The organism is Sphingopyxis sp., from assembly GCF_035686825.1.
In the GTDB taxonomy this organism is placed as follows: Bacteria; Pseudomonadota; Alphaproteobacteria; order Sphingomonadales; family Sphingomonadaceae; genus Sphingopyxis.
Genome location: NZ_DASRYZ010000005.1, coordinates 198,564 through 222,743, shown reverse-complemented (window position 1 = coordinate 222,743; position 24,180 = coordinate 198,564). Strand labels below are relative to the sequence as shown.

21 protein-coding genes are annotated in these 24,180 nt (G+C 68.1%); 7 read left to right on the top strand and 14 right to left on the bottom strand.

The features are described from left to right. Positions 1 to 149: 149 nt before the first annotated feature. Together VFG17_RS12115 and VFG17_RS12110 are read left to right on the top strand one after the other, a co-directional pair. Complete coding sequence (locus VFG17_RS12115; protein ID WP_325029728.1) at positions 150 to 4,841, top strand: NAD-glutamate dehydrogenase; 4,692 nt, start codon at positions 150 to 152, stop codon at positions 4,839 to 4,841. Then, positions 4,841 to 5,698 (top strand): hypothetical protein, encoded by an 858-nt coding sequence (locus VFG17_RS12110; protein ID WP_325029727.1) that lies wholly within the window; start codon positions 4,841 to 4,843, stop codon positions 5,696 to 5,698. The genes VFG17_RS12115 and VFG17_RS12110 overlap by 1 nt, the downstream gene beginning before the upstream one ends. Here the strand turns inward: VFG17_RS12110 and VFG17_RS12105 are convergent. Continuing rightward, complete coding sequence (locus VFG17_RS12105; protein WP_325029726.1) at positions 5,683 to 5,928, bottom strand: ribbon-helix-helix domain-containing protein; 246 nt, start codon at positions 5,926 to 5,928, stop codon at positions 5,683 to 5,685. The two genes, VFG17_RS12110 and VFG17_RS12105, sit on opposite strands and share 16 nt — an antisense overlap. After that, positions 5,925 to 6,467, bottom strand: coding sequence for a DUF7010 family protein (locus VFG17_RS12100; RefSeq protein ID WP_325029725.1), 543 nt, complete (start codon positions 6,465 to 6,467; stop codon positions 5,925 to 5,927). The genes VFG17_RS12105 and VFG17_RS12100 overlap by 4 nt, the downstream gene beginning before the upstream one ends. A 161-nt stretch (positions 6,468 to 6,628) precedes the next feature. On the opposite strand from VFG17_RS12100, the gene VFG17_RS12095 reads away from it, so the two are divergent. Further along, positions 6,629 to 7,372, top strand: a complete 744-nt coding sequence (locus VFG17_RS12095) for a helix-turn-helix domain-containing protein (protein WP_325029724.1) — start codon at positions 6,629 to 6,631, stop codon at positions 7,370 to 7,372. A 220-nt stretch (positions 7,373 to 7,592) separates the two neighbouring features. Here the strand turns inward: VFG17_RS12095 and phbB are convergent, their stop codons facing one another. The 8 genes from phbB to VFG17_RS12055 form a co-directional block, all read right to left on the bottom strand. Beyond that, on the bottom strand, positions 7,593 to 8,315 hold the full coding sequence (gene phbB / locus VFG17_RS12090; RefSeq protein WP_325029723.1) for an acetoacetyl-CoA reductase: 723 nt from the start codon (positions 8,313 to 8,315) through the stop codon (positions 7,593 to 7,595). 105 nt (positions 8,316 to 8,420) lie between these two features. Beyond that, a complete protein-coding gene (locus tag VFG17_RS12085; protein ID WP_325029722.1) occupies positions 8,421 to 9,977 on the bottom strand; it encodes a DUF1963 domain-containing protein in 1,557 nt (518 codons plus the stop codon). Between the two features lie 90 nt (positions 9,978 to 10,067). After that, positions 10,068 to 11,066 carry a ferrochelatase gene (gene hemH, locus VFG17_RS12080; protein WP_325029721.1) on the bottom strand — a complete coding sequence of 333 codons (999 nt, stop codon included), beginning with the start codon at positions 11,064 to 11,066 and terminating at the stop codon, positions 10,068 to 10,070. After that, positions 11,063 to 13,351: a xanthine dehydrogenase family protein molybdopterin-binding subunit gene (locus VFG17_RS12075; RefSeq protein WP_325029720.1), complete on the bottom strand. Its 2,289-nt coding sequence runs from the start codon at positions 13,349 to 13,351 to the stop codon at positions 11,063 to 11,065. Before VFG17_RS12075 ends, hemH begins: the two co-directional genes overlap by 4 nt. Before the next feature lie 66 nt (positions 13,352 to 13,417). Next, positions 13,418 to 14,131 (bottom strand): SIMPL domain-containing protein, encoded by a 714-nt coding sequence (locus tag VFG17_RS12070; RefSeq protein WP_325029719.1) that lies wholly within the window; start codon positions 14,129 to 14,131, stop codon positions 13,418 to 13,420. A 54-nt stretch (positions 14,132 to 14,185) separates the two neighbouring features. Further along, positions 14,186 to 14,782, bottom strand: a complete 597-nt coding sequence (locus VFG17_RS12065) for a hypothetical protein (RefSeq protein ID WP_325029718.1) — start codon at positions 14,780 to 14,782, stop codon at positions 14,186 to 14,188. Continuing rightward, on the bottom strand, positions 14,779 to 15,201 hold the full coding sequence (locus tag VFG17_RS12060) for a CoA-binding protein (RefSeq protein ID WP_325029717.1): 423 nt from the start codon (positions 15,199 to 15,201) through the stop codon (positions 14,779 to 14,781). The genes VFG17_RS12065 and VFG17_RS12060 overlap by 4 nt, the downstream gene beginning before the upstream one ends. 1 nt (position 15,202) lies before the next feature. Continuing rightward, positions 15,203 to 16,183 carry an Mrp/NBP35 family ATP-binding protein gene (locus VFG17_RS12055; RefSeq protein WP_325029716.1) on the bottom strand — a complete coding sequence of 327 codons (981 nt, stop codon included), beginning with the start codon at positions 16,181 to 16,183 and terminating at the stop codon, positions 15,203 to 15,205. 91 nt (positions 16,184 to 16,274) lie between these two features. On the opposite strand from VFG17_RS12055, the gene VFG17_RS12050 reads away from it, so the two are divergent. From VFG17_RS12050 to VFG17_RS12035, 4 genes are all read left to right on the top strand, one after another. Next, a complete protein-coding gene (locus VFG17_RS12050) occupies positions 16,275 to 17,432 on the top strand; it encodes a protease modulator HflK (RefSeq protein ID WP_325029715.1) in 1,158 nt (385 codons plus the stop codon). Continuing rightward, on the top strand, positions 17,432 to 18,283 hold the full coding sequence (locus VFG17_RS12045) for a protease modulator HflC (RefSeq protein ID WP_325029886.1): 852 nt from the start codon (positions 17,432 to 17,434) through the stop codon (positions 18,281 to 18,283). The genes VFG17_RS12050 and VFG17_RS12045 overlap by 1 nt, the downstream gene beginning before the upstream one ends. A gap of 138 nt (positions 18,284 to 18,421) precedes the next feature. Next, the gene (locus VFG17_RS12040; RefSeq protein ID WP_325029714.1) at positions 18,422 to 19,921 is read left to right on the top strand and encodes a trypsin-like peptidase domain-containing protein; all 1,500 of its coding nucleotides are present in this window, start codon (positions 18,422 to 18,424) and stop codon (positions 19,919 to 19,921) included. A gap of 117 nt (positions 19,922 to 20,038) precedes the next feature. Further along, positions 20,039 to 20,407, top strand: a complete 369-nt coding sequence (locus tag VFG17_RS12035) for a VOC family protein (RefSeq protein ID WP_325029713.1) — start codon at positions 20,039 to 20,041, stop codon at positions 20,405 to 20,407. Between the two features lie 29 nt (positions 20,408 to 20,436). On the opposite strand, the gene VFG17_RS12030 is transcribed toward VFG17_RS12035, so the two are convergent. From VFG17_RS12030 to dapF, 4 genes are read right to left on the bottom strand one after another with little or no spacing between them, the layout of a single operon-like run. Then, positions 20,437 to 21,102, bottom strand: a complete 666-nt coding sequence (locus VFG17_RS12030; RefSeq protein ID WP_325029712.1) for an inner membrane-spanning protein YciB — start codon at positions 21,100 to 21,102, stop codon at positions 20,437 to 20,439. Then, positions 21,099 to 22,025 (bottom strand): signal recognition particle-docking protein FtsY, encoded by a 927-nt coding sequence (gene ftsY / locus VFG17_RS12025; RefSeq protein WP_325029711.1) that lies wholly within the window; start codon positions 22,023 to 22,025, stop codon positions 21,099 to 21,101. Before ftsY ends, VFG17_RS12030 begins: the two co-directional genes overlap by 4 nt. After that, positions 22,022 to 23,332: a MiaB/RimO family radical SAM methylthiotransferase gene (locus VFG17_RS12020; protein WP_325029710.1), complete on the bottom strand. Its 1,311-nt coding sequence runs from the start codon at positions 23,330 to 23,332 to the stop codon at positions 22,022 to 22,024. Before VFG17_RS12020 ends, ftsY begins: the two co-directional genes overlap by 4 nt. Further along, positions 23,329 to 24,135, bottom strand: coding sequence for a diaminopimelate epimerase (dapF, locus tag VFG17_RS12015; protein WP_325029709.1), 807 nt, complete (start codon positions 24,133 to 24,135; stop codon positions 23,329 to 23,331). The genes VFG17_RS12020 and dapF overlap by 4 nt, the downstream gene beginning before the upstream one ends. Positions 24,136 to 24,180: the final 45 nt, after the last annotated feature.

Below are 24,180 nucleotides of genomic sequence, written 5' to 3'. Positions count from 1 at the left end.
AAATTGAAATATTTTTACGCGGGGTCGTGAACGAGGCCTTGAGCCGCGCGCCGCTCGGGCGCATAGGAGGCGCAGCGAACGGACCCCCGCCGATCGTCGGCTGGGATCCCCCTCTTTGGTTCGGGATGCTGCATTTTATGTCTCAGAATATGTCCGACACGCCGGAAACGGACACGCCCACCCCCTCCACCGTCAAAATCCCCCCGAAAGTCGCCGCCGCCTATCTGGCCGCGCTCGCCGGCAGCGCGCTGCCGGGCGAGGGCGACGATATGGACAAGGCTGCGCTGACCGACGCGAGCCAGTTCGCGGCGCGCGCCGCGCTCGATCGCACCGCCGAAACGCCGTCGCTGCTGCTCGAACCGATCGCCGCCGACGGCACCGATCGCCGGATGCGGCTCGCCATCATCAACGACGACATGCCCTTCCTCGTCGATTCGACCTCGCAGGCGGTCGCGGCGCAGGGGCTCGCGGTTCACCGTATCCTCCATCCCGTCGTCGCGGTGAAGCGCGATGCGAAGGGGCATCTGCAGGAAGCTGGCGAAGGCGGCACGCGCGAATCGGTGATCTATATGGAGCTCGAGCGCGGCGACGCGCGCGCGCGTCGCCGCCTGCTCGACGGCCTCGAAGCGGCGCTGCGCGACGTGCGCGCCGCGGTGCGCGACTGGCGGGCGATGCGCGCCGCGATGCTCGCCGACGCCGCGATGCGCGTCGACGGCGAAGGCGCCGAACTGCTGCGCTGGTTCGAGGGCGGGTCGATGACTCAGCTCGGTCACGAATGGCGCACCCGCGACGGCAAGGTGCAGGATCCGCTGGGTATCAGCGAGAGCAGCGACAGCCAGCTCCTGTCGCCCGCGGCGCTCGATGCCGCCTTCGCCTGGTTCGACAAGGGCGGCCACGCGCCGCTGCTGATCAAGTCGAACCGGCTGTCGGCGGTCCATCGCCGCGTGCTGCTCGACCTCGTCGTCGTCCCCGAATTGAAGGGAAAAAAGGTCGAACGCCTGTCGATCCACGCTGGCCTGTGGACCAGCCAGGCCTTGTCGTCGCCGCCGGCAAAGGTGCCGGTGCTGCGCGCGCAGCTCGAAGCACTGATGGCGAAATTCGGCTTCGATCCGACGGGCCATGCGGGCAAGGCGCTCGCCCATGCGCTCACCGCGCTGCCGCATGATTTGCTGATCGCATTCGACTCGGCTTCGCTCGAAGCATTGGTGCTGACCTCGATGTCGATCACCGACCGGCCGCGGCCCAAGCTGGTGACGGTGCAGAGCGCGCTCGGCCGCCACCTGTTCGCCTTCGTCTGGCTGCCGCGCGACGAAGTATCGACCGGCCGCCGTCTGGCGGTCGAGAGCCTGCTGGTGCGCGAAGCCAGGGCGGGGGTCATCGGCTGGACGATGGTGCTCGAAGACGGCGGTGCGGCGCTGCTGCGCTATACGCTCGACCTGCGCAGCGGCGGCGTCGTTCCCGACACCGAGGCGCTCAACGCGCAGCTCGAACAGATGGTGCGCGGCTGGCAGCCCGAGGTCGAGGCGGCGCTCGCGAAGCGCGGCGATCCGGGCCGTGCGGCGGCGCTCGCGGCGCGCTTTGCGCCGACCTTCCCGCCTAACTACCGCAATCTCTACAATCCCGAGGAAGCCGCGCGCGACATCCTGCGCCTGCGCGATCTCGACGCTAGCAATCCGCGCAGCGTCCGGCTCGCGCGCAAGAGCCTCGACGGCGACGACCGGCTGCGGCTCAAGGTCTACAGCGCCGCCGGCCCGCTCGCGCTCTCCGACGTCGTCCCCGCGCTCGAACATTTCGGCTTCGAAGTGCTCGAGGAAATCCCGACCGCGCTGCAAAGCCGCACGCCCGGCACCGAGGGCGACGACGAGCTGTCGATCGTGATCCACGATTTCACGCTGCGCCTGCCCGCCAATGTCGACGAACTCGCACTGCTTCCCTATGCCGAGACGCTCGAAGGCGCGATCGCGGCGGTGCTGGACGGCCGCGCCGAGAATGACGCGTTCAACGAACTGGTGCTCACCAACCAGACCGACCCGCGCGCGATCGTCTGGCTGCGCGCCTGGTTCCGCTATCTGCGTCAGGGCGGCTCAGCCTATGGCATGGACACGGTGGTCAGCGCGCTGCGACACGCGCCCGCGCTCACCGCCGCGCTGATCGAACGCTTCCGCGCGCTCCACGACCCGAAGGCGCGCGACGCGAAGCGCGCCGAGGCGCTCGAAGCCGAAATCCTCGCGGGCTTCGCCGATATCAAATCGATCGACGAGGATCGCATCCTGCGCCTTTTTCACGCGGTGATCGGCGCGACGCTGCGCACCAACGCCTTCGCCCCCGCGGCCGAGGAAGCGCTGGCGTTCAAGATCGACAGCGCGCAGGTCCCCGGCCTGCCGAAGCCGCTGCCCTGGCGCGAAGTGTGGGTCTATTCGCCGCGCGTCGAGGGCACGCACCTGCGCGCCGGCCCGGTCGCGCGCGGCGGGCTGCGCTGGTCCGACCGCCGCGACGACTTCCGCACCGAAATCCTTGGCCTGATGAAGGCGCAGCGCGTCAAGAACGCCGTCATTGTGCCGACCGGCGCGAAGGGCGGCTTCTATCCCAAGGCGCTGCCCGACATCTCGCTCGACCGCGACGCCTGGTTCGCCGAAGGCACCGAATGCTATCGCATCTTCATCCGTTCGCTGCTGTCGATCACCGACAATCTGGTCGGTAGCAAGGTCGTGCATCCGAAGGGCGTCGCGATCCTCGACGGCGACGATCCCTATTTCGTGGTCGCCGCCGACAAGGGCACCGCGACCTTCTCCGACGTCGCCAATGCGCTCGCGATGGAGCGCGACTTCTGGCTCGGCGACGCCTTCGCGAGCGGCGGGTCGAAGGGCTATGATCATAAAGCGATGGGCATCACCGCCAAGGGCGCGTGGATCTCGGTCCAGCGTCACTTCGCCGAAATGGGCGTCGACGTGCAGACCGACACGATCCGCGTCGCCGGCTGCGGCGACATGTCGGGCGACGTGTTCGGCAACGGCATGCTGTTGTCGAAGGCGATCCAGCTGACCGCGGCGTTCGACCATCGCCACATCTTCCTCGACCCCGATCCCGATCCGGCGAAAAGCTGGAAGGAACGCGACCGGATGTTCAACCTGCCGCGATCGAGCTGGGACGATTATGACAAGAAGCTGATCTCGAAGGGCGGCGGCGTCTTCCCGCGCAGCCAGAAGAGCATCCCCTTAAGCCCCGAGGTGCAGGCGCTGCTCGGCCTCTCGGTCAGCGAAATCGACCCCAGCTCGCTGATCTCGGCAATCCTGAAGGCGCCGGTCGACCTGCTGTGGTTCGGCGGCATCGGCACCTATGTGAAGGCCGCGAGCCAGAATAATGCCGAGGTCGGCGATCCCGCGAACGACGCGCTGCGCGTCGATGCCGAGGATCTGCGCGTCAAGGCGGTCGGCGAGGGCGCGAACCTCGGCGTCACGCAGGCCGCGCGCATCGCCTTTTCGGCGAAGGGCGGGCGGATCAACACCGACTTCATCGACAATAGCGCGGGCGTCGACTGCTCGGATAACGAGGTCAATATCAAGATCGCGCTCAACCGCGAGATGACCGAAGGGCGCCTCAGCCAGGACGACCGCGATGCGCTGCTCGTGCGGATGACCGACAATGTGTCGGACCTGGTGCTCGAGGATAACCGGCTCCAGGCGCTCGCGCTGTCGATCGCCGAAAAGGGCGGATCGGCCGCGGTGCCGTCGCTGGTGCGGATCATGGAAACGTTCGAGGGCGCCGGCCGGCTCGACCGCAAGGTCGAGGGGCTCGCGGCGAACGACGAGCTCCTCCGCCGCGCGGGCGAAGGGCGCGGACTGACGCGTCCCGAGCTCGCGGTGCTGCTCTCGACCGCGAAGCTCGCATTGCAGGACGCGATCGAGAATAGCGACCTGCCCGACGATCCGGCGCTTGGCGGCGATCTCGCCGCGGCCTTCCCCGACGAGATGCAGCGCGACTTCGCGCAAGCCATCGCCGATCATCAGCTGCGCCGCGAAATCATCGCGACCAAGATCGCGAACCGCATCATCAACCGTATGGGCATCGTCCACCCGTTCGAACTGGTCGAGGAGGAAGGCTGCGCGCTCGGCGACATCGCCGCGGCGTTCGTAGCGGTCGAACGATTGCTCGAAATGCCGGCGATCTGGGAGGCGCTCGACGAAGCCAAGATCGACGAGGGCGTCCGCCTGTCGCTCTTCGCGCAAGCGTCGTCGGCGATGACCTCGCAGATGGCCGACCTGCTGCGCGTCACTCAGAGCCTGTCGCAGCCGGGGCCCGTCGTCGCGCGGCTCGAACCCGGCGTCGACCGCCTGACGGCGGGCGTCGACGCGCTGCTCAGCCCGTCGGTCAAGCGCCAGTGGGACATGCTCGCGCAGCAATTGCTCGACGCCGGCGCGCCCGAAACGCTGACCGCCGCGGTCGTGCGCCTGTTCAAGACCGACGGCGCGATCGGCATCGTCGATCTCGCCGAACGACGCGGCGACGACGAGGTCGCGGTGACGCGCGCCTTCACCCATTTGGGCGAGGCGCTCGGGCTCGACTGGGCGCAGACGCTGGCGGCGCATATGAGCCCCGCCGATCCGTGGGAACGCCTGCTCGTCAATAGCCTCGCGCGCGATTTCCAGCAGATGCGGTTGGCCTTCCTTGCCGGACTGCCGAAGGGCGATCTCGATCCAGCGGTGACCAAATGGCTCGCCGACCATGCGCCGCGCGTCGAGCAGTTCAGAGCGACCGTCGACCGCGCGCGGATGATCCCGAACCCCAACGGCGCGATGCTGTCGCACATCGCCGGGCAGGCGCGCGGGCTCTTGGCGAGGTAATGCCCTTCCAGCCCCGCGTCGCGATCCTCGTCCCGGCGCCCGATTATGAAGAAAAGTGGCAGCCCGCCTTCGCGCGCAAGGCGGCGGCGCTGACCGCGGCCGGGCTGATCGTCGAGCAGCGCGTGTGGACCGATCCGGGCGAGCTTGCGGGTTATGATCTGGTGCTGCCGCTGTTCGCCTGGGGCTATCAGCGCGATGTCGCGGCCTGGTATGCGCTGCTCGACCGGCTCGAGGGCGAAGGCCTGCCGGTGGTCAATCCGGTGCCTGTGCTGCGCTGGAACAGCGACAAGGCCTATCTCGCCGAGCTCGGCGGCAAGGGCGTCGCGGTCGTGCCGACGGTCGAGGTCGCCGCGCTCGACGACGCGCGCCTCGCCGAAGCGATGGCCGAACTCGGGTTCGACGAAGTCGTGATCAAGCCCGCGATCTCGGGCGGCGCCGACGGCACGCACCGCATCGCGCCCGGCGCGCCGGTCCCGCCCGACGCGCTCGGCCAGCGCCGCCTCGTCCAGCCGCTGATGCCCGGCATCCTCACCGAAGGCGAATTTTCGCTCTTCTTCTTTGCCGGCAAATTCAGCCACGCGATCGTCAAACGCCCCGCATCGGGCGATTTTCGCGTGCAGGAACAGTTCGGCGGGCGCGAGACGGTGTGGGACGCGAGCGACGCGGCGCAGGCGCTCGCCGCCGCCGCGCTGGCGGCCGCGCCCGCACCGCCGGTCTATGCGCGCGTCGATATGGTCGGCGATGCCGCGGGCACGCTCCACATCATGGAACTCGAACTGATCGAACCGTCGCTGTTCCTGCATCATGCGCGCGACAAGGGCGCGGCGTTCGGATCGGCGGTCTACGGCGCCATCTGACCGGATCGCTCCCGCCACAGCCATTGCCGGATCGCCGAGGTCAGGTTCGGCGGATCTTCTGCCTCCATCCGTTCGACGTCGATCCGCGCGACGAGCGCGTTGACCGGCAGCGCCTGCCGCGCCGCTTCGGCTTCGAGCGCGTCCCAGAAGACGGGCTCGAGGCTGATCGAGGTCGGGTGGCCTGCGATCGTCACCGAGCGTTTGACCGGGGGGTGAAGAGGAAAGCTCAAGCGCGGCTCCGCCAGCGCCAGAGGATGACTGCGGCGGCGATCAGTTCGACGATGCCGACAAGGAAGCCGATATTGAGCGGCGGGCGGAAGCCGAACAGCGTCGGCCCGGCGACCAGCAGGATCGCGCCGCCGAGCGCCCAATAGGCGATGTCGCCATATAGCGTCCGAAACAGGAAATAGCGCGCGCCGACGATCGCGGCGAAGACAGGAATCGCGAGGTCGGGCGCCCGCACGAGCAGCACCCATGCGATCAGCACACCCACGAACAGCGGGATCGTCGCTTCGATCGCCAGCGTTTCGAGCGGCTTGCCGACGCTGGCCTTGGGCGCGCGGAAGGCGATGCGCTCGATCAGCAGGCCGAGCGGGTGGATCGCCATGCCGCCCACGAACAGCGCGGCAAAGGCGGCCATGGTGCCGTGGAGCTGCCACACCGCGCCGGCGATCAGCCAGACGAGGCCCGAGACGAGGACGCCGGGCGCGCCGCCGGCATAGGCGCGGGCGAGGTCGTGCTGGGCGGCGGCGAGCGAGGCTTCGGTCATGCGCCCGGTGTAGCGGCTGGATTCGCGGCAGCAAGGCGGTAGCTGCTCCGATTCCTTCCGCGCTTCCGTCCGAAATCGGGCATACGATTAATTTGGGGTGGTCCGCCATTTCGGCGTTCCGTAAACCGGCCGGCCGATCCGGCGCAAACGCAGGCAGGCTCATGACAGGATTTCAGGCGCTCACCGAAAAGGAAAAGGAGACCCTGCGGCTGCTCGTCGATGGCCACGACGCCAAATCGATGGCGCGGCATCTCGGACTGTCGGTCCACACGGTCAACGAACGGCTGCGCGAGGCGCGGCGCAAGATGGCGGTTTCGAGCAGCCGCGAGGCCGCGCGGCAATTGCGCGCGCACGAGCGCGAAGCCCCCGAAAATCTTGGGGACAGGCCTTTGGGGGATGCGGCGGCGTCCCCCGGCATGGAACAGCTTCGGGCATCGGCCGAAACGCGCCGCATGTCGCGCCGCGCCGGCTGGATCGTAGGAGCTATCATCATGTCTGTCAGCCTTGCCTTATTTGCTCTCGCCTCGCTGTCCGGGAACGCCGGTGCGCCCGCCGCGGCGCCGTCGACCGCGCCCGCCGAAAGCCCCGCGGTCGCCGCGGCGCGCGACTGGCTCGCGCTGGTCGAAAGGGGCGACTGGAACGGAAGCTGGGAGGCGACGGGGCAGGCGTTCAAGGCGCTCAACACGGTCGAGACATGGACCCGGGTGGCGCAGCAGGTGCAGGGGCCACTGGGCGCGGTAAAGTCGCGGGTGCTGGTCAGCGAAGAGGCGGTGCCCGCGCCGCCCTATGGCTATCAGATGGTCAAGTTCCGCACCGACTATGCGAACAAGGCAGGGGCGATCGAGACGCTGTCATTGGTGCGCGAGGGTGAGGCTTGGCGCGTGGTGGGGGTGACGGTGGAGTGAGGATTGGAGAGGGTCGGTCAGAGATTTGAGACCACCCTCTTTTCCGTTGGTGCTGCGCTTGTCGCAGCACCGTTCTTCTGCGGCGACGGCAAAGCCGCCGCCGGCCGTCAGACGGGTTCGGCGCCGCCCCGCTGGCCGTGCCGATGGCTGCCGCTGCGCGGCACCGGCGCCTAACCTCGTGGTTCGCTACGCGAACGCCTTGGTTACGCGCCTGCCATCGTCAATACATATGCTGCCCGCCATTGATCGACATCGTCGAGCCCGTCACGAACCCCGCATCCTCGCTGCACAGGAACGCCACGCCGCGTGCGATCTCGTCGGCCTGGCCCAGGCGGCCGACCGGAATCTTGGCGACGATCTTTTCGAGCACCGGCGCCGGCACCGCGGCGACCATGTCGGTGTCGATATAGCCCGGCGCGATCGCGTTGACGGTGACGCCCTTCTTGGCGCCTTCCTGCGCGAGCGCCTTGGTGAAGCCGTGGATGCCCGATTTCGCCGCGGCATAATTGACCTGGCCATATTGGCCCGCCTGCCCGTTGATCGAGCCGATGTTGACGATGCGGCCCCAACCACGCTCGACCATGCCGCCGAAGGTCGCTTTCGCCATGTTGAAGCAGCCGCCGAGGTTGACGCGCATCACGTCGTCCCAATCGTCGTAGCTCATGCGCGCGAGCGTGCCGTCGCGGGTGATGCCGGCGTTGTTGACGACGATGTCGATCGCGCCGAATTCCTCGGCGATGGCAGCACAATTGTCGAGGCATGCCTGATGGTCGCCGACGTCCCATTTGCGCGCGGCGATGCCGGTGCGGTCGGTGAATTCGCGCGCCTTTTCGTCATTGCCGGCATAGTTGGCGACGACGGTGACGCCCTGTTCCTTCAGTTTCAGCGAAATCGCTTCCCCGATGCCGCGGCTGCCGCCGGTGACGATTGCGATGCGTGCCATAAATCAAGCTCTCCCACAGGTTTATCGCATCATGATTAGGCCGCGGCGCGTGCCCCCGCAAGTTGACCGGAACGTCAATCGCAAAGCTATTCAGACAGGCAGGCTCTAGCTGCTAAGTTGCGCCCGCACCTTCGAAAAATCCCCGATCGCAAGGTCGGCGCGGTCGATCGTCACGACCAGATCGGCGTCGTCGCCGAATTTGCGGCTCATCAGCCCGCTGCTCGGCAGTTCGAGCAGGACCATGTCGCGGCTTTCGTCGAAACCGGGCAGGGGACGCAGCGGTTCGCCGCCCATCGCCGTCATCTCGAACGCCGCCATGTCGCGCCACCAGGGCTCGTAAAAGGCGCGTGCGGGGGCCGACAGATTGTCGGGATTGGCGCACCACGCGTGCTTCGCGCGGTCGAACAGGATCGTCTGATAATCCTGAACCCACAGGTCGGCGTCGGGGCGGTGCGTCGTCAGCGGCAGCGTGATCGTCTCGATCCGCTCGGCGCCGGTTTCGGGATCGACGAAACGAACCGCCTTCGCCCAGCGGATCGCGTGCAGCGCCGCCATCACCGCGGTCGCATCGCCCGGCGAAAAACTGTCGCGCGCCGCGCTGTCGTGGACGATGGCGATGATTTCGCGCGCGCGTTCGCAGGCGTCGCGGTTGATCGCGGCGCACGGGTCCGAGGCGTCGGCCGCGTCCGCATCGCTTTCGAGCCCGCCCAGCCGCATTTCGAGGAGCGCGACCATCGCGGTCATGCTGCCCCAGTCGAAGGGGTGAAAGGCGGGATCGGCGATATCATAGGAACGATCGACGAACTCGCCGCCCGCTGCATGGGCATCGGCCGGCGCGCGCGGATCGGCGTCGCCCGCGCGCACGGCGATCAGATCGACGGGCCATTCGGGAAAGGCGCGGATCGCGAAGGGCGCGAGATCGCTCTGGCCGAGGCCGCCATGCGGACCGAACCAGCCTTCGGCATCGTTGAGCGCGAACGGGGGCTGGACCGGCATGCCGGTGTCGCGAAGATGCAGGACGCGCACCTCGGGCTTGCGGCGATGGATGAAGAAAGCGAGCGCACCCTCGCGCGGCCCCAGCCCGCCCCACAGATCGGGCGGCAGCGCGGTGCAATCGATCTGCGCCAGAAAGTCCGCCGGCTGGTCGTCGATCCGCGGCCATTCCATGCCCGCCGCGAGCCGCGGGCGGCCGCCGAGCCAGCTGTTGGTCGAAATCGCATCGCGCGGCGGAATCTGGGGAAGCAGGCGAAGCGCGACGGCCTCGACTTCGAGCTCGTCGCGTTCGATCCGGTGCGCCTGTTCCGCGACATCGGACGCGAGCGTTTCGAGCGTCGTTTCGAGCGCGACGGGCGATTCGCCCTCCAGCGGCGAATCCGCGTCGGGCGCAGGATCATAACCGCTCTCATCGACCGTCTCGGGCGGCGTCTGGCGGCGAATCCGCGCGAGCCGCGACGGCGAGATTTCGACATCGTCGGGCGCGGCTTCGGCGCGGCGCGACAGTTTCGGCAGGCGATATTCGCGCGCCGCGCGCGCTGCGGGCGCGGGACCCGGCGCCGCGGTGGCGGCGCGCGGATGCCGCGCCCGCCAGATAGCATAGGCAAGTCCGACGAAAGCCAGCGTGACTCCGGCCAGCGTCAGTGCCGCCGTCAGAATCTGCTCCATCGTCTGTCTCCATATGCGCCGGTAATCGCGCCCTTTTGGCGCCGCGCCGGACCAATTTAGCACATGGTCCTAAACAGTTGGTAAGCACGCCTAGGCGAGCCATCCCCCAAGTTCGCGCCGCACCAGCGTCTCGATCATCGCCATGCCCGGCGCATCGGCGTTGAGGCAGGGCAGATAGGCGAAATTTCGCCCCCCCGCTTCGAGGAACTGCCGCTTGCCGCGAATCGCGAGTTCTTCGAGCGTTTCGAGGCAGTCGGCGGCAAAGCCCGGCGCGAAGACCGCGACGCTCTTGCCCGCCTTGCCCAGTGCTTCGAGCCGGCTGTCGGTCGCGGGTTCGAGCCATTTGGCGCGCCCGAAGCGCGACTGGAACGCCACCTCGACGGGCCGGCCAAGCCTTTCCGATAGCAGGCGCGCGGTCTTCCGGCACTGGCAATGATAGGGATCGCCCAGCCGCAAGGTGCGCTCGGGCATGCCGTGGAAGCTCGCGAGCAGCACGTCGGGCACGAAATCGAGCGCGGCCAGCCCCGACGCCACCGACGCCTCGAGCGCGTCCAGATAGGCCGAATCGTGGTGATAGGGCGGCAGAAAGCGCAGCGCGGGCTGCCAGCGCAGCGTCTTCAGATGATCGCCCACCGCATCGACCACGGTCGCGGTCGTCGCGGCGCAATATTGCGGATAGAGCGGCGCGACCAGGATGCGCCGGCATCCCGCCGCGACCAGCGCGTCGATCGCGGGGCCGATCGCGGGTTCGCCATAACGCATCGCGTGCGCGACCACCGCCGCCTCGCCGAGCGCGCGCTGCAGCGCCTCGCCCTGCGCGCGCGTGATCGCGGCGAGCGGCGAGCCCTCGTCGGTCCACACCTGCGCATAGGCGTGCGCCGATTTTTTCGGCCGGGTGGTCAGAATCAGGCCGCGCAGGATCGGCTGCCACAGGATCTGCGGGATTTCGACGACGCGGCGGTCGGACAGGAACTGGCCGAGATAGCGCCGCACCGAGCGCGCATCGGGTGCGTCGGGGGTGCCGAGGTTGACGAGCAGCACGCCGACGCGCGGCGCCGCGACGGCGGGATGATCGTCCGGCCGGATCACAGCGGATGCGCCGACAGCGGGATGCGGCGGATGCGGCGCCCGGTCGCGGCGAACATCGCATTGGCGATCGCGGGGGCGACGACCGGAACGCCGATCTCGCCGAGCCCGCCGGGTTCGCGGTCGCTCTCGACGAACTCGACCAATATCCGCGGCGTTTGCGACAGGCGCGGCAGGCCGAGCTGGCCGAGCTTGCGCGCGGTCGCGAGGCCGGCTTCATAATCGGTGGTCGCGCCGACCGCGGCGGCGAGGCCGAAGATCAGCCCGCCCTCGACCTGCTGGCGCGCGATTGCCGGATTGACCAGCCGCCCCGCGTCGACGACCGCGACCAATTGTTCGACCTGCAACCCCTTGTCGCTCTGCCGCGCGGTCGCCATCAGCGCGATGTAACTGCCGCGCATCGTGTGGCAGGCGAGGCCTTGCGCGCTTCCCGGCAAGCCACCTTCCCAGCCGCCGAGGCTGGTCGCGGTGAGCAGGCAGCGCGCGAGCAGCGGCGCGTCGCCGAGCATCGCCATGCGATAGGAAAGCGCGTCGCTTCCCGCCCGCGCCGCCATTTCGTCGATGAAGCATTCGGTGAAAAAGGCGGTGTAGCTGTCGGCGTTGCCGCGCCAGCGCCCGGTCGGCAGCCCGATGTCGGCGGCGCAATGGTCGACCGCGCGGTGCGGGATCGCATAGCGGGTCATCGCCCCCTCGACCGCGGCGGCGTCGGCGCGGCCCGCGGCGGCGCGCTGCGCCTCGTCGGCGTGCTGGTTGTCGAACAATCGCGCGCGCACCTCGTGATTGGTCGCGGGCACCGCGATACGCGTCACCAGCGCGTCGATCCCGCCCGCGGCGTTGAGCGTCGCGGTGAGCTTGGCCCGCGCGGGCGCGCGCGGGGGCAGGCGCATGATTTCCTCGGCGCGCGACCAGGCGAGCTGGACCGGGCGCTTCACCTGCAACGCGACGATCGCCGCCTGCACCGCGACGCTATGGTCGAGGCAGGCGTCGAACGACCCGCCCGCCATCATCGGGAACAAGGTGACGTTCGCCGGGGCAAGGCCGGTCGCGCGCGCGACCGCGTCGCGGCACTGGGCGGGCGCCTGCGTCGCGACCCAGAGGCGCAGCCCGTCGCGGTCGGGCGCGGCGGTCGCGGTGCGCGTTTCGATGGGGGCGTGAAGCGCGGGGGCGACGGCATATTCGGCGGCGATCCGGTTGCGCCCTTCCATCGCCTCGGCGACGTCGCCCTCGCGCGCGATGCGATAGCCGTCACCCTTCAGCGCCGCCTTCAGCGCGGTGTCGATGCGCGCGGTCGAAATCGGGGCGCCTTCGGTCTCGAACACCGGCGCGAAGCGGTCGAGCGCGTTGTTCGCCGCCCACCAGTTGCGCGCGACGGTGGCGAGCCAGCGGTCGTGCGTGACGACATGCAGCAAGCCGGGCGACGCCATCCCGCGCTTGCGGTCGATGCCCTTCAGCCGCGTCGCGCCGAGCGGTCCCTGGCGGATCGCTGCGAAGACCATGTCGGGAAGGCGGATGTCGCCGGCATAATTGGCCGACCCGTCGATTTTCGCCGGCAGGTCGAGCCGCGTCAGCTCCTTGCCATAAAGCGGGTCGGCGCTCGACGCGCGATAGACGGGCTCGGCGGGCGGATCGAGCAGCGCCGCCGCCGCCGCGACCTCGCCGAAACGCAGCCTTTTCTTGCCGTAAAGGACGAAACCGTCCTGTGTGTCGCATTCTTCCCAGTCGGCGTCCCAGCGATCGGCCGCCGCCATCATCAACAGCGCGCGCGCCTGCGCCGCCGCCGCGCGGCACGGCACCTCGAACATGCGCACCGACGAACTGTTCGCGGTCAGCATCACCGCGTTACGCACCGCCCATTCGCGGCGGACCCAGCCGCGCACGTCGGACACGAAATCGGGGACGCCCGACCGCGGAGTAAAGACCGCGCTATCCTCGTCGACGAGCAGCGTATTGGCATAAAGCGGGCTGATCGGGGCGGTTTCGACCGCGATCGTCCGCCAGTCGGCGCCGAGCTCGTCGGCCATGATCTGCGGCAGCAGCGTCGTGACGCCCTGGCCCATCTCGCATTGCGGGACGATCGCGCTGATATGGCCGTCGTCGCCGATCTTCAGGAAGGCGTTGAAGATATGTTCGTCGGGCGCGGCGGTCAGGTTCGGCTGGTAGTCGCGCGGCCACAGGCTCCACGCGATGGCAAGCCCGCCCGCCGCGGTCGCGCCGATCAGCATCTGGCGACGGCTGACGTGCGGCACGCGCGATCGGTTTTTACTCACTGTGTCGCGAATGCCCACCATGCCCGCTGCTGATAGTCGGCGCGAGTTGGTGAGGCAAAGGCTTTCGATGCGCGAAAATCGGCGTCGCTATTTCTCCGACAAGGCGAAATCGACGCGCACCGAAACCTGCGATTCGCTGACGCCGGGGTTGAAGGGTGGCGCGGCGGCTTGCGGTGCAGCCCGGTTCGCCGCATCCATTTCGTAATAGGGCACCGGCGGCGGCGCACTGTCGCCGCCGTCGCGGATCGTCAGCACGCGCTCGATCTGCAGCCCCGCGGCGCCCGCATAGGCCTCGGCGCGCGCCCGCGCGGCGCGATAGGCGGCGGCATAGGCCGATTTGGTCGCCGCTTCCCGATCCGACACGCGCAGCGTCGGCCCCGACAGGACATTCGCGCCGGCCTCGGTCGTCGCGGCGACGGCTTCGCCCGCCTTGTCGACCGCGCGCATCCGCACCTCGACCTGGTTGACGGCTTCATATTTGCCCTTGTTGGCGCCCCAATCGATCCGGTTCACCGTCAACTGGCGCGTCTGGAGGTCCTTGGCAGCGACGCCGAAGGCTTTGAGCGCCTCGGTCACCTTGGTCATCGTTTCGTTGTTGCGCCGGGTCGCATCCTCGGCCGAAGCGGCGATCGTGCTGACCCCGGCGGTGAAGCGCGCCTCGTCGGGCCGCGTTTCGGACCGGCCGGTCGCTGATACCGACAGCAGGGTCTCGTCATGCTCGACGCCGCGCGGGTCGGGCGCCTTTTCGCTGCACGCGCCGAGCGCGAGCAGCGGGATCAGCATAAAGGTCTGGGTGCGCATATATTTCTCCCGTCCGGTGCGGGGCTAGCGCATGACGGGCGGAAGGGTTCCCCCCTACCAGCCCCAGGGCGCGGGCGGCGGCGGCACGGGTTTTGCGTAATCGAACGCGACGCGGAAATGGCGCCCTTCGCGGTTAAGCCCATAGGTAAAGCCCGCAGGGGTGGTTTCGACCGACCAGATGTTGGTGTTCGAAACGCTGCGCCCGGTCGCGGTGAACATCGCGATCGATTCGGCGTCGACCGGGAAGGTCTGGCGTGTCGCGGTTCCCGCATCGGCGGTGTCGCCGCCGTAGAGTGTCACCGCGTCGGGGGTGCCGTCGGCGTGGCGATGATCATGCTTGAGGCGAAGGCCCGCCGCTGTGCGGCTGACGATCCAGGTGCGCGAGCGATCCCAGCCGCCGTTCGGGCCGAGCCCGTCGATGTGAAAGGGGATTTCGATGCGGTCGTTCGTGCAATGGCGGATGTGCATCACCATCGCCTTGCCGCGCATGTCGGCGTCGGCTTCCTGATCGCTCGCGAGCTTCCCGGCATAGGCCTTGCCGCACCGCGCCGAGAGCGCGGTGAAGAAGGCGTCTTGCGGGTTCGTTGCGGCAGGCGTCGTCGCGCAGCCTGCGAGCGCGCTCGCAGCGAACAGCGAAAGAGCGACCTTCACTTGAGCAGGCCGAGGCGCGGAATTTCGACCTTCGGGCAGCGGTCCATCACGACGGCCAGCCCCGCGGCTTCGGCGCGCTTGGCGGCGGCTTCGTTGATGACGCCAATCTGCAGCCATACCGCCCTCGCGCCATGGACGATCGCTTCGTCGACCGCGGCGCCGGCGTCTTCGCTGTTGCGAAAGATGTCGACGATCTCGGCCGGCGGCTCGACATTGGCGAGCGTCGCGACGACGGGGGCGCCGTGGATCGTCGACCCGGCGTGGCCGGGATTGACCGCGATCACGTCATGGCCCTGGCGCATCAGAAAGGCGAGCACCCCGTTCGACGGGCGCGCCGGGTTGGGCGAGGCGCCGACCACCGCGATGCGGCGCGACTGACCGAGCAATTCGCGGATTTCGCCCTCGTCGTTGATTGCCATGTCAGCTTCCCTTCTTGCGCGCGTTCAGCCAGTCGGCGACCTTTGCCGCTATCGCGTGGAATGGTTCACCCGCTGGATCGGTTCCCGCCGCCGGCGGCACCCCGCCGTCGCTCGCGAGGCGGATGCCCATCGACAGCGGCACCCGGCCGAGGAAGTCGAGCCCCATCGTCCCCGCCGCGGCTTCGGCGCCGCCGCTGCCGAACGGGTCGCTGACCTCGCCGCAATGCGGGCAGGCGTAACCCGCCATATTCTCGACCAGCCCGATGATCGGCACGTCGGCCTGTTCGAACAGGTTGATCGCGCGCGTCGCGTCCATCAGCGCCAGATCCTGCGGCGTCGACACGATCACCGCGCCTGCGGGTTTATGTTTCTGGATCATCGTCAGCTGGACGTCGCCGGTGCCGGGGGGCAGATCGACGACGAGCGTGTCGATGTCACCCCAGCTCGCATCGACGAGCTGTTCGAGCGCCTTGCCCGCCATCGGGCCGCGCCAGGCGATCGCCTGCCCCGGCGCCGCGATCTGTCCTGTCGACAGCATCGGCACGCCATAGGCGTTGGGGACAGGGGCCAGTTTCGAGCCGCGCGCTTCGGGCTTCACGCCCTCGCTGTCCATCAGGCGGGGCTGCGACGGGCCATAGATATCGGCATCGACCAGCCCGACCTTGATCCCCAACCGGTGCAGCGCGACCGCGAGGTTCGCGGCGAGCGTCGATTTGCCGACCCCGCCCTTGCCGCTGCCGACCGCGATGATCGTCATCGCCTTTTTCTCGGCGGTCATCGCGACGCGCACTTCGTTCACCCCCGGCTGTTCGAGCAGCCCCGCGCGCAGCTTGTCCTCGAGCGGTTTTCGCGCTTCGGTCGCCAGCCCGGTGACGTCGAGAACGATCGCGAGCGTTCCTTCATCGTCGAGAAAGCGAAGGCCCGAGGTGCGGCCGCCGGAGAGGTCGGCGGCGATGCTGGCGAGGGGAGCGGTGTCGGTCATGCTCGCGGCAGATAGGCATGACGAAGCCGATTGCCAGCCATTTTCGCGCGCACCCCCTGTTAATCGCGCCCGCCGCCCCTATAAAAGCAGCATGAGCAACGAAAATGACGCCAACATGGCCGGCCGCCGTCCGGGGGGATTGCGGCAATTTCTCCAGCAGATCAGCCAGATGGCGAACAGTCCGTGGGGCAATGGCCCCAAAGACGGCGACGATGGCAAAGGCGACGGCAAGCGCCCCGGGCCGCGCAACCCCTGGGTCACCCCCGATCCCGCCGATCAGCGGCGCGGCCCAAAGCCGCGCGGCCCCTCGGCGCTCGACGAGCTGCTGCGCAAGGGGCGCGGCGGTTTCGGCGGCGGCGGATCGGGCGGCAGCGGCGGCCAGTTCAATCTCGGCGATTCGGCGAAGTTCTGGAAATGGGCCGTCCTCGCGGTGGTCGTCGCGTGGGTGGTCTTTTCCTCGTTCCACATCGTTCCTCCCGAAAAGGAAGGCGTGGTGACGCGCCTCGGCAGCTATTCGCGCACCGTCGGGCCGGGCGTCAAATTCACCTGGCCGGCGCCGATCGAGCGCATCCGGATGGAAGACGTCCGCGCGATCCGCACGATGCCGATCGGTTCGCCGAACGCGACCGACGAGAATTTCGTGCTGACGCGCGACCAGAGCATCGTCGATCTCGCCTATGAGGTCCGCTGGTCGGTACGCGATCCCGAGCTGTTCTTCTTCCAGCTCGCCGATCCCGAAGGGACGATCCGCGAAGTCGCCGAAAGCGCGATGCGCGCGACGGTCGCCAATTTCGACCTCGTCCAGGCGATCGGCCCGGGCCGCGTCGAGATCGAGGCGCAGGTCCAGCAGCGGATGCAGGAACTGCTCGACCAATATCGCGCGGGCGTGATGATCCAGGGCATCGCGATCCGCCAGGTCGATCCGCCGAGCCAGGTCGACGAGGCGTTCAAGGAGGTCACCGCGGCGCGCCAGGAACGCGAATCGGCGATCAACCTCGCGCGCGCCTATGAACAGCAGGTGCTCGAGCGCGCGCGCGGCGACACGTCGGCGTTCGACCAGATTTACGCCCAATATCAGCTGGCCCCCGAAGTGACGCGCCAGCGCCTTTATTATGAAACGATGGAGACGGTGTTGTCGAACGTCGACAAGACGATTGTCGAGGCGCGCGGGGTGACCCCCTATTTGCCGCTCAATGAAGTGCAGAAGCGGTTGAAGGCGCCCGACGCCGCCCAGAAGGGAGGCGAATGATGTTCGCCTCACTGTTCCGGAACCCGATCCGCCTGCTCGTCGTCGTCGTCGCGCTGCTCGTTATCCTGTCGCAGTCGCTGGCGATCGTGCCCGAGGACAAGCAGGCGCTGATCCTGCGATTCGGCGAGATCGAACGCACGGTGAACCGCTACAAGCCGAACGAGGACTTCGGGCGCTCGGGCGCCGGGCTCGTCCTGCGCGTCCCCTTCACCGACGGCATCCAATATATCGACAAGCGCATCCTCGGCGTGAACATGGAGCGCCAGCAGGTGCTGTCGACCGACCAGCAGCGGCTGCAGGTCGATGCGTTCGCGCGCTTCCGCATCACCAATCCGGTGCGCATGTATACCGCGATCCGCACCGAGGATAAGTTGCAGACGCAGCTCGCGACGATCCTCGGCTCGTCGCTGCGCAACGAACTCGGCAAGCGCACCTTCGCTACCCTGCTGTCGCCCGAGCGCGGCGCGGTCATGGACAATATCCAGGTCGCGCTCAACCGCGAGGCGCAGAAATATGGCGCCGAGATCATCGACGTGCGGATCAAGCGCGCCGATCTGCCCGAAGGCGCGACGCTCGAGGCGGCTTACAATCGCATGCGCACCGCACGCCAGCAGGAAGCGATCGCGATCCGCGCCGAAGGGCAGAAGGAAGCGCAGATCATCCGCGGCAACGCCGACGGCGAGGCGGCGCGCATCTATGCCGCGAGCTTTGGCAAGGACCCCGAATTCTATGACTTCTATCGCGCGATGCAAAGCTATCGGCAGACCTTCCTGGGTGAAAACAACCAGGGCGGGACGTCGATCATCATGTCGCCCGACAATGAATATCTGAAGCGTTTCAGCGGCGGTTGACGCGTTCGCGGCAGGCGGACGACCGATGAATGGAACCGACAGGGCCCGTTCATGTTCAAACAGCGTTCAGCCGCCCCGCCGCAGACCGCCGCAGCCGGGGTTATTGGATTTTTTGAAGAACGAAGAGGATTTCCGATCGTGCGTTATGTTTATGGCATCACTTCGGCCTTGCTGGCGGGTGGCACCGCGCTGGCGCTGGTCACCCAGTCCCCCGTCGGCGCCCAGGTTGCGCAGAACGAAAAGAGCGAGATCGCCAAGGCCGTTCCGCGCGCCGGCGCGCCCGAAAGCTTCGCCGACCTCGTCGAGCAGCTGCAGCCCGCGGTGGTCAACATCTCGACCAAGCAGGAAGTGACGCTCGGCGTCCGGCTCAATCCCTTTGCCGGAACGCGCGAGCCGATCACGCAGGAACAGCAGGGCGGCGGCTCGGGCTTCCTGATCTCGGCCGACGGCTATATCGTCACCAACAACCATGTGATCGCCGGCGGTCCGCGCGGCGAGCAGACCGTCGATCAGGTCACCGTGACGCTCACCAACCAGAAGGAATATACGGCGAAGATCGTCGGCCGCGATGCCGCGTCGGATCTCGCGCTGCTCAAGATCGACGCGACCGGCATGCCCTTCGTGAAATTCGCCGACGGCAGCCCGGCGCGCGTCGGCGACTGGGTCGTCGCGATCGGCAACCCGCTCGGCCTCGGTTCGACCGTGACCGCGGGGATCATCTCGGCGGTTCAGCGCAACATCGGCCAGGGCGGTGCCTATGACCGCTATATCCAGACCGATACCGCGATCAACCGCGGCAATTCGGGCGGTCCGCTGTTCGACCTTCAGGGCAATGTCGTCGGCATCAACAATATGCTGATCTCGCCCGTCGGCGCCAACATCGGCGTCAACTTCGCGATTCCCGCCGACGCCGCGATCCCGGTGATCGAGGCGCTGCGCGCCGGCGAAGCGCCGCAGCGCGGCTATCTGGGCATCGGCATCGTGCCGGTCAGCGAGGATATGGCGGCGGCGCTTGGCCTGCCCAAGGACCGCGGCGAGATCGTCCAGCGTCTCGAGGATGGTCAGGCGGCGGCAAAGGCCGGGCTGAAGCGCGGCGACGTCGTGACCAAGATCAATGGCAAGGAAATCACGCCGCAGCAGACGCTGTCCTACATCGTCGCCAACATCAAACCGGGCACGCGCGTTCCGATCGAGGTCATCCGCGAAGGCAAGACGCTGTCGCTGTCGGCGGTCATCGGCACCCGTCCGCCCGAAAGCGAACTGACCGGCGAGAATTTCGATCCCGAAGCCGAACAGACGCTGCCCGAGGATCCGACCGGCACCGCCGATCAGGCGATCCAGGACCAGCTCGGCATGGCGGTCCAGCCGCTGACGACCGCGATCGCGCGCTCGATCGGCGTCGATGCCGACACCAAGGGGCTGGTGATCGCCGCCGTCGGCGGCAACAGCGACGCGGGCCGCAAGGGGCTGCGCCGCGGCGACATCATCCTCAGCGCCAACCGCAGCGCGGTGACGAGCAGCGAGGCGCTCTCGGGCGTCCTCGCGGCGGCGAAGAAGGCGGGCCGCAACGCGGTGCTGCTCGAAATCCTGCGCCGCGGCCAGCCGCCGGCGTTCATCGCGATCCGCATCGCCGAATAGGCGAAGGCGACCGGAATCGAAAAGGGCGTCGCGGCCTTGGTCGCGGCGCCCTTTTCATTTGCCCGGCGGGATCAATGTTCCTATTATGTTCCGACCAACGAGTCGGGAGAATGGATCATGATCGGATATGTAACGCTGGGGACGAACGATCTGGCGCGCGCCGCCGCCTTTTACGACGCGATCGCCGCCGAACTCGAAACGCCGCGGATGATGGAATATGAAAGCTTCATCGCCTGGGGCAAGCCGGACGGTCCCGCGGGCATCGGCCTGACCAAGCCCTTCGACGGCAATGCCGCGTCGGTCGGCAACGGCGTGATGGTCGCGCTCGCGGCGAAGGACCAGGATCAGGTCCATCGCCTCTACGACATCGCGCTGGCGAACGGCGGCACCTGCGAAGGCCCCCCGGGACCGCGCGGCGAAGGGTTTTACGCCGGCTATTTCCGCGATCCCGACGGCAATAAACTCAACGCCTTCGTGATGGGCTGAGCGCGCCGGCGCCGTTCCAGGGACAGGCTCTAGCTGTCGGCGGCGTCCTCCGCGACCGCGAGCCCGTTCTTGAGCATCACCGGCACTTGGCTCAGCGTGAAGAGAAAGGAGAGGGCGGTGACGCCCCAGACCTTGATCGTCAGCCACAGGTCGAAGCTCATCGCCTTGGACTGGATCAGCTCGTACATCACATGATTGGCGATGCCGAGCGCGCCGAAGAACAGCCCCCAGTTGCGCGAGAGCAGCAGCCAGCCCTTTTCGGTCAGCCCCTCGAGCGCCGACTGAAGCAGATATTTGAGCATCGGCCGCTTGAACCAGTATCCGCCGAGCAGCAGTATGGCGAAGGCGGCGTAGATGATCGTCGGCTTCATCACGATGAAACGCTCGTCGTGGAACCAGATCGTCAGCGCGCCGAAGCCGAGGACGAGGATGCTCGACATCCACAGCATTGGCGAAATCTTACCGAGCTTCCACTTCGACACCGCCATCGCGATGACGATCGCGACCATGAAGGCGACCGTGCCCTTGATCGCCGCGGTCGTCGCCGCGAAGGCGCCTTCGCCGCCCGACGAAAATTTATAGGCGAGGAAAAAGACGAGCAGCGGCCCGAAATCGATCACGAAATTGAGCCAGCCATGCTTCGCCGGCGGCGGCGCAGGCACGGGCTCGGGACCGCTGGGGAGGACGTCGCTCATCGGATATTTCCTGCAATGATGCCCGCGATCTCGTCGGCATCGAACGGGCGGAGGTCGTCGATCGTTTCGCCGATGCCGATCGCGTGGATGGGAAGGCCGTGGCGCTCGGCGGCGGACACCAGCACGCCCCCGCGCGCGGTGCCGTCGAGCTTGGTCATCACGAGCCCGGTGACCCCCGCGACCTCGCGGAACACGTCGATCTGCGACAGCGCATTCTGCCCCGTCGTCGCGTCGAGCACGAGCACGACGTCGTGCGGCGCCGCGGGGTTGAGCCGGCCGAGCACGCGCTTGATCTTCGCGAGCTCGTCCATCAGCTCGCGCTTGTTCTGCAGTCGCCCGGCGGTGTCGACGATCAGCACGTCGATGCCCGTCGCGGTCGCCTGCTTGACCGCGTCGAACACGATGCCCGCGCTGTCGCCGCCCTCGGGCCCGGCCATGATCGGCACGCCGAGCCGCTCGGCCCAGACCTTGAGCTGGCCGATGGCGGCCGCGCGGAAGGTGTCGCCCGCGACGAGCATCACGCCATAATCCTGTTCCTGGAACAGGTGCGCGAGCTTGGCGATGGTGGTGGTCTTGCCCGACCCGTTGACCCCGATCACGAGGATGACCTGCGGGCGCGGAAAGGCATCGATATCGAGCGGTTCGGCGACGGGGCGCAGCACGGCGGCGATCTCGTCGGCGACGATCTTGCGCAACTCCTCGATCCCGCCCGCCACGGCATCGCGCCGTGCCGCGAGGCGCTCGCGGATGCGACCGGCCATCGCGGGGCCGAGGTCGGCGGTGATCAGCGCCTCCTCGATCCGGTCGAGATCATCCTCGTCGAGCCGCGCCTTGCCGGTCAGTCCGGCGAGATTTTCGCCGAGCCGCTCCGACGTGCGGCGAAATCCGCCGAGCAGCCTTTCGCTCCAGCTTTGGCCGGTCATGCCGCGTTATCCTTTATTTGCGTGGGAGTGGCGATCATGCGGTCGCCGTCACGCGCGCCGAGGCGCACGTCGATGATGGTGCCGGGCGCCGCGGGCGCGGTCAGCGCCACGGCGGCGAAATTCTCGGCATGGCCGCTGACACCGTCGCGCTCGACGAGCATCGATGCGGCGCGGCCGACCTGCGTATCGAGCCAGCCCTGCCGCCGCCGCGCATTGGCTTCGCGCAGCGCCGCAGCGCGCTCGCGTGCAACGGTGCGCCCGACTTGCGGCATCCGCGCGGCGGGCGTCCCGGCGCGCGGGCTGTACGGAAAGATGTGGCCGAAAACGATGTCGCAATCGTCGATCAGCGCCAGCGAGTTGGCGAACATCGCCTCATCCTCGGTCGGAAAGCCCGCGATCAGGTCGGCGCCGATCGCGATCTCCGGGCGCGCGGCTTTCAGCCGCTCGATCAGGCGCACCGCATCGGCGCGGCGATGGCGCCGCTTCATCCGCGTCAGCACCATATCGTCGCCCGCCTGCAGCGACAGGTGGACGTGCGGCATCACGCGCTTTTCCTGCGTCAGCAGCGCGAACAGCGCCTCGTCGATCCGGTCGGGGTCGAGCGACGAGAGGCGAAGACGCCCGACCGGCAGCGTCAGCAGCGCCTCGACGAGCGCCGCGAGCGTCGTGCCGCTGTCGTCGCCATAGCTCGCGAGGTCGACCCCGGTCAGGATGATCTCGCGCTGGCCGCGATCGAGAGCGGTTTGCGCGGATGCCACGACCGCATCGACGCTCGCCGACCGCGCCGTGCCGCGCGCGAGCACCGTCGCGCAAAAGGTGCAGCTGTGCGAGCAGCCGGTCTGGACGCCGAGAAAGGCGCGCGCATGATCAGCGCCAGAGAGGGCGGGGGTGTAGCAAGGAGCAGCGTGCCCCTGCGAAGGCAGGGGCCCATCACCTGCCGGTTCGAATTGGAGCCCATCGGAGATGGGCCCCCGCCTGCGCGGGGACACGGTGGATTGATAACTCTCGACCAAACCCTTCGCATCGTTGCGCACCACCCGCGCACCCATCGCCGCAAAACGCTCGGCCTCGAGTTCCGCCGCGCACCCCGTCACCACCACCTCGGCGCCCGGCCGTTCGCGTAAGCTCCGGCGTACCGCCTGCCGCACCTGCCGCACCGCTTCGTCGGTCACCGCGCAGCTGTTGAAGACGATCGTATCGCTCGCGCCCGCGGCCTCGACGGCCGAGCGGATAGCCTCGCCTTCGGCGATATTCAGCCGGCAACCGAAATTGACGACCTTCTGGCGGTCGGCGAGGGCTGCGCTCATCCGAACTGCGCCCAGTCGGTCTCGCCTTCGTATACGCGCGTCGCGGCGCCGCTCATCACGATCGGCGCGCCCGGCGCCCAGCGGATGACGAGGTCGCCGCCGGGCAGCGATACCGTCACCGGCGACTGCACCTTGCCCGCGCGGATCGCCGCGACCGCGGTCGCGCACGCGCCGGTGCCGCACGCCTGCGTCAGCCCGACGCCGCGTTCCCAGACGCGCAGTTGCAGCTGGTTCTCGCCGTCGAGGCTCGCGACGTTGACGTTGACGCGTTCGGGAAATAGCGGGTCGGTCTCGATCCGCGGGCCGAGCTGGTCGAGCGCGACGGCGTCGGCCTCGGGCACGAAAAAGACGATGTGCGGATTGCCGACATTGACCGCGGCGCCATGTTCCAGCTCGTCCCATGCGACGGGCATGTCGCGCGTGTCCATCGGCATCGCGAGCGGGATATGTTCCCAGTCGAACACCGGCTCGCCCAGCGTGACTTCGGCACCCCCATCGGCCGGGGTGACGCGCAGCATCCCGCCCAGCGTCTCGATCACCGCGGGCTTGCCGATCAGCGTCGCGACGCAGCGCGTCGCATTCCCGCACGCCTCGACCTCGCCGCCATCGGCGTTGAAGATGCGCATCTTCACGTCCGCACTCGCCGACGGTTCGAGCAGGATCAGCTGATCGCACCCGATGCCGTGACGCCGGTCGGCGATCGCATGCGCACGCGCCGGCGTCATCTCGACGCCATGCTCGCGCGCGTCGATCACGACGAAGTCGTTGCCGAGGCCGTGCATCTTGGTGAAGCGGTCTGCCATAATCCGCGCATGTAAGGGCGCGCGGGCGCGAAGTCTAGCGATGCG